Genomic DNA, 10,246 nt, shown 5'->3' on the forward strand with positions numbered 1-10,246 from the left:
GATGCCATCCCCGCCCCCCAAGGGCCCGCACCTCCTGCGGCTGCTCAGGCCCCACCTCGGCTGGATCGTGCTGTCCGTGCTCACCGGCCTTTGCGCCGGAACCGCCACGGTCGCGCTCCTGGCCACGGTCAATGGCGCGCTGCACCGCCCCGGTGGCCTGACCGACCAGGGCCTGCTGCTGTACATCGCCCTGTGCATTGCCGCGCTGGCAGGGCGGGGCCTCTCGGATGTGTGCACCAACCTCGTCGGCCAGAAGGTGGTGGCCAGCGTCCGCAAGGGCCTGGCCCAGAACCTGCTGCACGCCCCGCTGCAAGCGCTGGAGCGCCTCCAAAGCCACCGGCTGATGCCGATCCTCACTTCCGACGTGGAGATCGTGAGCCACATCGCGTTCACGCTGTCGGCCACCCTGATCTCGGTGGCGGTCGCACTGGGGTGTCTGCTGTACCTGGCCGTCCTCTCACCCGGACTGTTCGCACTGATACTGGCCGCACTGGTTGCCGGCATGGGCATCCAGGCGGTGACCCAGGGCCGCGGCATGCACGGCTTCTGGTCCGCACGGGAGCGGGAAGAACAGCTGCACCAGGCGTATCGCACCTTGACGGAAGGGGCCAAGGAGTTAAGGCTGCACCGCAAGCGCAGAGTCCGCCTGCAGCAGCAGATCACAGCCACCGTGGATGCCATCCGTGCGGTCAATGGACACGCTGTCAATACCTACGTCCTGGCCAAGGCCTTCGGATCGGCTCTGTTCTTCCTGCTCATCGCGCTGGTCCTGGCCTGGGGCAGCCGGGGTGCTGTGAACGCAGGAGAAGGAGACGCAGCCGTGCTCAGCGGCTTCGTGCTGGTGCTGCTGTTCCTGAAAGGCCCCATGGACCAGATCGCCACGGCGCTTCCCACCTTCGGGCGTGCGCGGGTGGCCCTGGGGCGGATCGACGCGTTACGCAGCCACTTTGCGCAGCGCGAGAACATGGGTGAGGTAGGGGAGGAGATAGGCCAGACCCGTGACCAACCGTCCTCTGGACAGTTCGGACGGTCCGAAGGAGCCGAACCGTTTGAGCGAATCGAACTGCGCGGTGTCACCTACACCTTCCCGCCGCAGGGCGACATACCGGCCTTCGCCCTGGGACCGATCGACCTGGTGCTGCGCCGTGGCGAGATGGTCTTCCTGGTCGGGGACAACGGCTCAGGCAAGACCACCTTCCTGAAGTTGCTGCTGGGCCTGTATCCCCCAACGGATGGGGAGATCCTACTGGATGGGAAACCGGTCACGGCCCCGGACCGGGACAGCTACCGGCAACGCTTTGGCATCGTATTCTCGGACTTCCATCTCTTCGACGACCTGGATGGCGCTGAGGGAGGCGCGGAGGACGATACCCCGTTGACGGCCGCAGCCAACGGCCATCTCCGTCGCTTGGGGCTCGACCACAAGGTCACGCTGCAGGGTGGCCGCTTCAGCACCACCGATCTCTCGACAGGGCAGCGCAAGCGCCTGGCCTTGCTGCAGGCCTACCTCGATGCGCGTCCCATCCTCATGCTCGATGAATGGGCGGCAGACCAGGATCCGGCGTTCCGCGACCAGTTCTACACCGAACTGCTCCCGGAGTTGCGTGCGCGCGGGCATCTGCTCCTCGTGATCACGCACGATGACCGGTACTTCCATCTGGCGGACCGGGTGCTGCGGATGCGGGAGGGGCGGTTGGTGGAGGACACGGCACAGTCACAGTCGCCAGCCCCGAAGCTGAACATGGAACTGCATGCGCGCATCGCACGGGAAGGACTGGCGCGGCCGTCGACGCTGGAGTCTGCGGTGGCGGCACTGGCCAGAATTCGGAACGAGGGCGAGCATGGCACAACCGGCCAGACGGTGAACCTCGCCTCTCCTGAGGCGGCAGAATGAGCGGCAGCCGTTCCCCTTTGTCCCTCGGTGTCGTTGGGCCCTTAACTACAGCACCAGCGGTATCAGTGCAGCCCCTGGTCTGGTTGCGCGAGTGGCGGGTGGTCCGGGGCGGCGATCAGCACCTGTATCTTTTCGGGCTCCGGCCGGAGTCCACAAAAGTGCGCATGACCACCGCGGTGCAATCAGCGGATTACCAGACACGGACCTGGACCATGGCGTCGGGACGGCGGTACCTCACCGACGTGGCGCCGGGCAGTACCTTGACGGCGGAACTGTTGGCGCTGGCGGCGGGCATCCATGGCCTCTCAGGCGACTTCGCCGATGTGACCGACATGGTGTGGGCGGAGATGCTGCGGTGTCGGCACTGAGCCCAACGTGGGGCTCAGTGCCAGCGCCGCAGACAAGTTTCTACGTAGAAAGTTTGGGCGGCACCGGCGATGCATCGCTGTGCTCGTCGTCGCTTGTCTTCGCTCGTCGGTCCAATTGATCACATGGCCATATCCGGCACGCCAAGTTTCTACGTAGAAACTTTATTAGCCTTCCCATGCAGGCTGACCACAACACGGGTTTGTGGTGCTTAAAGTTTGAGCAACATTTACACCCCCTTTGACACCTGTTTGCGCCCACAAACGCTGGTTCGCCCGATAGCATCCATGCATGTGTTGACCTTGGTGTCGGTGCTCCCCCCCACGGGCGACAGCGACGCACAGGGTGTCAGTCAGCACATCTTCCTGCCGCGGCACTGACAGCCGCGGCTCCCGGTCACACCGGGGGCCGCTGCATGTCCCAAGGCCCCCGTGACCGTTCCTCAACGTTCACAGGAGTGGCCCATGGCCTCATCGCAATCCAGCAAACACCTGCCTTCTTCCGCTGCCACCGCAACGCCGCCTATTCCCGATCTCGTCTCGGACCTGCCGCCGTCCACAGACGCTGTACTGGATCTGGATCTCTCGGAGGAATCGCCCCCTCCGCTGTCCTCCTCTACACCCTCGGTGGTCGCCCCCTTGCTGGCAGCTGTTGCTGCATCGGTCTCTCCACCACCACTACTGCAGCCACCCCCACCGCCACTATCACCACTACTGTCGCAGTCACCATCACTGCCACCACCGCCCACCCTGGACCTCGTGAACCCGTCGATCGTCTTCCTTGATCCGTGGCTGCTGCGGTTCAGTACAGCCTACAACCGGGACGAAGCGAGCTTCGACACCCCGGACTTCAAGGAACTGCTGCGCAGTGTGATCGCCCATGGCGGCAATCTCCAACCCATCTGCGTCGTCGAACGCATCGACGCCGCGGGGCAGAGGTTCTATGAGGTGGTCTTTGGGGAGCGCCGCGTGCGGGCCTGCCGCGAAGCCGGGGTGAAAGTCCGGGCGATGGTGATGCAGTCGCGTTCGTCGATGGACAACGCTCTGCTGCGCCTGGGAGAGAACCGGGGGCGGCGTGAGCTGGCCCCGTTGGAATTCGGCCGCCAGGTCAAACACGTGCTCGACGACGCCAGCAGCGGTCTCAACCGTACCCAGCTCGCCAAGATCCTGGGCTGCCATGCGGGCCACGTCGGCCGGGCGTACGAACTCGCCAGCCTGCCCGGTGCCATCCTCGAGGCGTTCGAATCCCCACTCGAACTGCAGTACGCCCACATGCTGCCGCTCAAGCGGGCCTATGAAGCAGCGCCCGCGGCTGTGCTGCACGAAGCCGAACGCATCCGCGAAGAACTCGACCCTCTGTCGACGGCAGCCGCCATTGAGCGCCTGGAGCAGGCGGCACAACAGGCCCAGGCGGGGCACAAGGCAAAGGAAGGCGGCAACGCAGACGCGGAGAGTGACGGCGGACGGGGACTTGCATCAGGCAAGTCGTCCACGGCACCCCAGCCACCGCAGCCGATCCGGGCCAAGGGCCAAGACATCGGGCGCTGGGAGGTCTTGCCCAACGGTGCGATCACCCTGCAGATCGACGCACCGATGTCGCAGTTTCAGAGAGAAGAACTGGTCGCCGCGATGGTGGCGCAGTTGGAACGCAAAGTGTTCAAGGTCCCAGCGGCGAAGGGCTCCGCCAAGGCGCCAGCAGCGGAGGTGATGCACGGCGCGGCCGCGGGGGCGCAGGCATGAGCGGCGAAGGCATGACATCCCGCCCGAGCGGGACAGCTGGGACAAGCGGAGCACATGGAGAAAGTGGACTTGCACCATGCAAGCCCGCGAAGAATGCAGGCTACGCGGCCATCCCCGCAGGCGCCGAACCGGCGCCCCACAACGCTGGCGAAGCCACCCCTGCGCCAGCGCAGGACTTCGGTCACGAAGAAAAAACAACAGCCGTTTCCACATTACCGGTCGCATCCCGGATACAGGAATGTATCCGGGAGAAGGTCACAGTAACTCGACCGGTAATGTGTACTGCCCCCGGTTTACCGGGGTCGCGTAGCGAAAGCACACCCACCGAGTCGGGGACGGCAGGCGGCGTGACACCGGGCGAACCCGCGCAGCGGGGTTTGGGCGGTGGCGCGGCGGTTGCCGGGCCCAGGGAGGCAGAGCAGGCAATGCCTGCGTGGGCGTACGTGACCGTGGCCAACGGGAGCGAAGTGGATGTCGAAAACGAAGGATTCGGGGGCGAAAACAGCGGGCGCGAAGGCTTCGCAAGCGAAGAATCCGAAGACGACGATGCAGCGTTTGCGAAGCTGGCACTGCAGGCGTCCGCTGACGGGTTAAACAGGCAGGCACACTTCGAGGTCATCCTGGCCGCCCGCACGCTGATGCGGGAGATCGCACAGCGCCGCAAGAAGCGGCAGGACACGAAACCAGGAACCGCCACGGAGGAGAAGTACAAGCGGCAGGCCAAGCTGCTGCTGCAGCGGGCCCAGCAGGTGCCGGTGGACTCGGGTTCCTTTCCCTCGCTCTGTGTGGCGCTTGCGGACTACGCGGCCAGCGCCAACAGCTTCTACACCATGCGCGGTGCGGCAGTCTGGGTGGTGCAAGGCAAGGTGGCGGAACTGCTGTCGCAGCAGGACCGGCTGCAAAGAGGGGGCAGCGCCACACAGGCGTGGGTGGACTGCGTGGCAGCACTCGGCGTGGCGGCACAGCTTCTGCGGGACATCCTGGGCTTTAGCTTGGAGAGTGCGCGTGCGCTCAGTGGTGCGGTGGCGGTCGCACCGAAGTCTAAACGCCTGGTGCTGAAGAAGGCGGAAGACGGATGGCGGGACATCTACTTCCGGGTGACGGCCCGGTCCAGCAAGTACCGGCATGCGGCCCTGCTGCAAGGGTTGTGCGGGATGCGGCCGCTGGAGCTGGAGCGCGGGGTGACAGTGCGGCGGCGCGGTGCGATGGTGGCTATCAAGATCCTGGGGGCAAAGTTGCGCAAGACCGCGGGCCAGGAGTGGCGGGGGGTGTTCATCTCGGCCCAGAGGTTTCCGGACTGGTTCTTGCAGGATCTGGAGAGTGGGCAGAAGACGTATTCCGCGCCCCGTGCGGCAATGCGGAGTTACCTCAAACGTCTGTCGCCCCTGGTGTTTCCGATTGAGGGCAAGCAGCCGCAGCTGATGCTGAGCAGCTATGTGCTGCGGCATGTGATCGCCACCGACCTGCGGCAGGCGGGGTGGGATTCCGTGGAGATCGCGCAGGTGCTGGGGGAGCGGCGCGCAGAAACGTCGCGGTGGTATGGGCTGCGCTGGCGGGGGGCGAAGTTCAGGAGGAGTCCGGAGATTGCGATTGAGAGGGGGACGGTGGAGACGGCTCAGCCTGTGGTGCGGAGAGAGTCGGATTTCCTGGCGGTGAAGAAGGAGGCGAAGGTTGGCAAGAAGAAGTCGGCTAAGCCTTGAATCGGTGAGGAAAGGAGGTGGGGGATGCGGGTCTTCGAGGGAGGACGAGGCTAGACAAGCACGAGCTCGCATGTCGGAGCTCAGTCCTAGAGCCGCTTCAGGCTGGTCTGAGACACTTGGGTGGTCATGGTGAATAGCGGCGTCAGCGCGAAGCAGTCATTCGAGAACCACAGCCTCGGTCGACCGCTGCACCTCCGTCACCAGTCACTCGAACGCGCCAGGCTGCGTCGAAGTTCGGGCACGACGCCTTGCTCCTCCGCGTCATCGCCTGTAGCTAACCCGTTGCGGTCGTACGTTTTGGGGGTCTCATTGCTCAACGTTGAACTTCACCGTCTTAGCCATACATTCCAATATCATATATTTTAATATATGATATAATTTTTTATACGATCAAAGCCGAACGCAATGAGCCTGGCCAATCTTCTCGAAAAAAATCGCTATAAGGTCATGCGCCGCATGGCTCTATGGGAGGGGCGACTTAGCCGAGGTCGGTTGATGGACGTCCTCGGTCTGAGCGGCATACGGGTGAGCCAGCTCCTCAGGGAAGTCCGGGAAGAAACCCCCGACTGGTTCGAATGGGACAGCAAAAGCAAGTCTTACTTTGTCACCCCTTCCGCCTACAAGATGACCCAGGTTGAGCTCAAGGCTGGTACATCCGATCTGAGCCTGGCGGCCTACCTGGCAGAGGCGGACATTCATGCGGACCTCGCCCCGGGTGCCGGTCCGGTCACCGTGGCCCCTTGGGGCTTCTCCCAGGTCAACCCCAATACCTTCTCCCGCATCCGCCTGGCTGTCGAACAGGGCACGCGATTGAAGCTGGAGTACCGTTCCATGCGTACCCCGGAGCCGCACCCGCGAACAGTAGAGCCGCATAGCCTAGTTCAGGCCGGCCGGCGTTGGCACATGCGAGGCTATTGCCTGGAGACTGGTGATTTTCGGGACTTCGTGCTGGGACGCATCGCAAAGATCTCCATTCTCGACCACAAGGCGGAAACCTCTATCTCCGAAGACGTCAAATGGACCACCGTGGTGAAGGTGCACATCCAAGCACATCCCAAGCTGACGCTTGGCCAACAAGATCTTGTTCGAAGTGAGTATTTCGACGGGACTGTGGCACGCGTACACAGCTGCCGCGGCGCCCTGCTGCCGTACCTTATCCAAGAATTGAGGCTTGCCCTGGACGTATCCAAGGAATTGCCGCCCGAGTACCAAATGGCTGTCGAAAATGTCCAGGAGGTGCGCACATGGCTGTTTCCAGGGTAACGTCCGCTTCGCTGGCCCTCTTTCAGCGCATCCCGGATCGGCTCTTCGGTCCGCTGGCATCGACAAACCGACATGGATATTGGTCGCTGCTATGCCATTTACACCGTAGACGCTTCGGTCCCGACGCGCCCCTACCGCCCAGCTATGGCTTCCTGCAGCGCGAGATCACCCAGGAGATCGAGGACCACCTCAAATACGCAGACGAATGGCAGCCAGAGACTGGCGATCAGCACGACACCCCTCTGAACATCCGGGTCATTGGCATCTTCAACCGCTTGCTCGACGCCGGGTGGTTCCGTCTGGAGAAGTACGGGATCGAAAAAACCGTCAACATGGCCCCGGCCGTGGGCCAGTTGCTGACACAACTGATCAACTTCGCCGAGACGGGCCCGGTGTTCGTCTCGGGCAAGATCCGCTCGATCGACGCCGCCGTAGCGCAGGTGCACAAGGGTGAGGCCACCGGCGATCTGCTGCGGGAGGCGGCCGAGCAGTGCCGCAATCTGTTGATCTACATCCGCAACACCGGCACCAACGTGCGCGACCTCATGGCGGCTATTGGCGCGCAGCCGACCACCGCTCAGTACGTTCGGACCTTCTTCCAGGACTACATCCAGCAGGTCTTCATCGGGGACTACCAGGAGCTGCGCACACGGGAACATCCGCTGTCCAAGCGCCAGCAAATCCTGGACGCCGTCGCAGACATAGATACAGAGCCTGACCACCGTAGTCGCTTGCTGGACTGGTACGTGAACCGCCTTTGCAGCGGGGACGATAAAAAAGGCCACGCCGCTTTCCAGCGCGACCTGCAGCGCCTCTATGAGCTTGACCGGATTGAAGAGTACCTGGAGCGCCTGGACGAAGAGATCCGCAGTGCCAACAGGCGCGCGCTGGCCTTCCTGGAATACAAGCTGCGCGCCATACGCCCCATCGATAACCTGCTCAGGCAGACGCTGGACCGTCTGATTGCCAACCCCGATCTCGATGTTGCCCCGGTCTTCCCGCCAGATGCCCTGATGGGTGGCGCGCGCCTGGCGCAGCCGCGCAAAGAGGTGCCTCGACTGGCGCCCACGCCCTTGCGCCAGGTGATCATCTCCGATCGCACGCGCGCCATTGGCAACCTGGTGCGCCGCGCCCAGGAGCGCAGATCCATCACACCCATGAAGCTGCGTGCCTATGCGGAGAAAGTGCTGCAAGACACGACCACCGCCGGCAGTGATGCCCTGCCTTGCGGATCCATTGAGGACTTGCGGGCCTTCCAGGCCCTGACCAGCGTGGCCATGGCCACAAATTCCAGGATTGCCAGGCTGGAAATGGAAGGCCGGGCGTCAGCGCCGGGCATGGAGTTGCGCTACACCAGCGACGAAGCCGTTGAACACCCGTATTTGAGCGGCAAGCCATTCACACTGAGCTGGCGCAAACGCCAGATTAAAAACAGGGAGCCCAAATGAGCAACCAACGGGATTGGGAGGATCTGGCCAGCCGGTTGGATGGCATCTATACCGTCGAAGACTTCGAAACCACCGCCTACCGGCTGCTCGCCGAGCAAGTGATCTACCACTCCGACCGAAGCAGCCGGGTGACCTATGCCATCCTGGACCTCTACGAGCGCGAGTTCGCCAAGGTCCTGGCCCCGCTTGGGGTCTCCCTGTCAATCAACCGACAGCTGCGCTATGTCACCGCCCTGCCGCAGCACGCCAAAGCCGGTACCGCGACTGTGGCCCAGACGCTGTTTGCCCTGGTGCTGCGCGGCCTGTACGACGAAGGCGTGCGCGCCGGCGGGCTCACGGAGGACGGCGAGGTCCTGTGCGACTACATCGAGCTACAGGAAAAGTTCCACCTCATGACAGGGCGCGACCTGCCTACGCGCGGTGAGCTCGATACGCTGCTGCGCACCGCCAAGCGATGGGGTATCGCCCGGCGCCTGGAAGACGATGACAGCGGCCACCTTACCCCCTTGCAAGAGCAGTCGGCTGGTGGCGTGGCCATCCGTCCGGCCATCGTCGACGTGCTGGGCGAGACTGCCTTGATGCGGCTGGCGCAGTGGGGAGCAGCCAGGGATGAGGCGCACGGGGATGGTGCAGCCGGCGAGTCTGTGGCGATCGAGGAAAACCAGGGGATGAACGATGAAGAGGCTTGAGAGCGTCAAACTGGTGCAGTTCCTGCTGTACGAGCAGCAGGAATTCCGCCTGGAAGAGATCACCGGTCTATTCGGTCGCAACGGCAGCGGCAAGAGCTCGGCGCTCGATGCCGTGCAGATCGCCATGATGGGCGCCAACAAGAACCTGATGCATTTCAATGCCCAGGCCGACGCCAAGTCGCATCAAAGCCGCACCTTGCGGTCCTACTGCCTTGGGCAGTACGGCGACACCATTGAACAATGCGCTCGGCCGCAGGCCACCACCTACGTCACGCTGGTCTGGCGGGATACCGAGACCAATGAGCCGGTCTCCATGGGCGTGTGCATTGAGGCTTCGCTGGGCAACGAGGCGGAGAAGGTGTTGGGGCGCTATGTGATCCGCGGCGTGGAACTGTCCATGTCCGAGCACCTGCAGACGGTGGACGGCTCAACGATGCCGCTGCCATGGAGCAGCTTTCGGCACCGGTTGCTGGAGCAATCCAAGGTCACCGCTGAGGAACCGCTGTTCGACGATGGCGCCAGCTACGTCAAGCAGGTGCTGTTCATGTTGCGGGGAAAGGCGGGCCCGGCGTCCTACGACGCGTTTGCACGCGCCTTCCGCTTCGCGCTGCGCATGAGCTTTTCCAAATCGGTGGACCAGATTGTTCGCCAAGATGTCCTGGAGGACCGGCCCACCAACATTGCCAGGTTCAAACAGTTGGTGGAGACCTTCAAGCGGATCAACCAGCTGGTCGAGGGCGTCGAGCAGAAGATCGCCCAGGGCTTGGAGGTGACCAAGAACTTTGACGCGGCACTGGTCGAGGCCCGGAAATCCGCCACCTGGACCGGGCTGCAGGCGTCTGCGGCATACGAACTGAGCAATGCAGCCCACGAAAAACTGACCGCAGACCGATTCACGCAAGAAGAAGTGGTCGAGAAATGCAACAAGACCAGCGAGACCGCCGACGAAGCGCTCGCGGCCTGGAGTCGCGAGGTCGCGCAGTCGACTGCACTTCAACTCGCCCATGCGGACCACGCCGAGAATGCGGGAGCCCAGCAGGCTCTGGCGCAAGCCCAGGAGAAAACCACCCGCCGGGAAACTGAGCTGAAGAGAGAACTGCGCAGCTTCCAGGAGTTGCTTCAAAACGCCAGCTCCAACGACCTGCTT

8 protein-coding genes are annotated in these 10,246 nt (G+C 63.4%); all 8 read left to right on the plus strand.

From position 1 onward, the window contains the following. Position 1: 1 nt before the first annotated feature. The gene (locus PJE01S_RS22115) at positions 2-1,894 is read left to right on the plus strand and encodes a cyclic peptide export ABC transporter (RefSeq protein ID WP_084389706.1); all 1,893 of its coding nucleotides are present in this window, start codon (positions 2-4) and stop codon (positions 1,892-1,894) included. 164 nt (positions 1,895-2,058) lie between these two features. Beyond that, positions 2,059-2,262, plus strand: coding sequence for a hypothetical protein (locus PJE01S_RS25400; protein ID WP_157090441.1), 204 nt, complete (start codon positions 2,059-2,061; stop codon positions 2,260-2,262). 756 nt (positions 2,263-3,018) lie between these two features. After that, the gene (locus PJE01S_RS22125; protein WP_068835887.1) at positions 3,019-3,999 is read left to right on the plus strand and encodes a ParB/RepB/Spo0J family partition protein; all 981 of its coding nucleotides are present in this window, start codon (positions 3,019-3,021) and stop codon (positions 3,997-3,999) included. 443 nt (positions 4,000-4,442) lie between these two features. Beyond that, positions 4,443-5,699, plus strand: coding sequence for a site-specific integrase (locus tag PJE01S_RS22130; RefSeq protein WP_169804418.1), 1,257 nt, complete (start codon positions 4,443-4,445; stop codon positions 5,697-5,699). 405 nt (positions 5,700-6,104) lie between these two features. After that, positions 6,105-6,962, plus strand: coding sequence for a helix-turn-helix transcriptional regulator (locus PJE01S_RS22135; RefSeq protein WP_068835889.1), 858 nt, complete (start codon positions 6,105-6,107; stop codon positions 6,960-6,962). Beyond that, a complete protein-coding gene (locus PJE01S_RS22140) occupies positions 6,944-8,410 on the plus strand; it encodes a Wadjet anti-phage system protein JetA family protein (RefSeq protein WP_068835890.1) in 1,467 nt (488 codons plus the stop codon). The genes PJE01S_RS22135 and PJE01S_RS22140 overlap by 19 nt, the downstream gene beginning before the upstream one ends. Continuing rightward, a complete protein-coding gene (locus tag PJE01S_RS22145; RefSeq protein ID WP_068835891.1) occupies positions 8,407-9,099 on the plus strand; it encodes a DUF4194 domain-containing protein in 693 nt (230 codons plus the stop codon). The genes PJE01S_RS22140 and PJE01S_RS22145 overlap by 4 nt, the downstream gene beginning before the upstream one ends. Then, positions 9,086-10,246, plus strand: a 1,161-nt coding sequence (locus PJE01S_RS22150; RefSeq protein ID WP_157090443.1) for an ATP-binding protein, incomplete at its 3' end; no start/stop codon positions are given. The genes PJE01S_RS22145 and PJE01S_RS22150, both read left to right, overlap by 14 nt.

The sequence above is a fragment of the Polaromonas jejuensis NBRC 106434 genome, assembly GCF_001598235.1.
GTDB lineage: Bacteria > Pseudomonadota > Gammaproteobacteria > Burkholderiales > Burkholderiaceae_C > Polaromonas > Polaromonas jejuensis.

Bases quoted from the DNA above. Each gene is read 5' to 3' on its own strand.
- PJE01S_RS22140 (WP_068835890.1), top strand. From the start codon at position 6,944: ATGGCTGTTTCCAGGGTAACGTCCGCTTCGCTGGCCCTCTTTCAGCGC.
- PJE01S_RS22115 (WP_084389706.1), top strand. From the start codon at position 2: ATGCCATCCCCGCCCCCCAAGGGCCCGCACCTCCTGCGGCTGCTCAGG.
- PJE01S_RS22145 (WP_068835891.1), top strand. From the start codon at position 8,407: ATGAGCAACCAACGGGATTGGGAGGATCTGGCCAGCCGGTTGGATGGC.
- PJE01S_RS25400 (WP_157090441.1), top strand. From the start codon at position 2,059: ATGACCACCGCGGTGCAATCAGCGGATTACCAGACACGGACCTGGACC.
- PJE01S_RS22135 (WP_068835889.1), top strand. From the start codon at position 6,105: ATGAGCCTGGCCAATCTTCTCGAAAAAAATCGCTATAAGGTCATGCGC.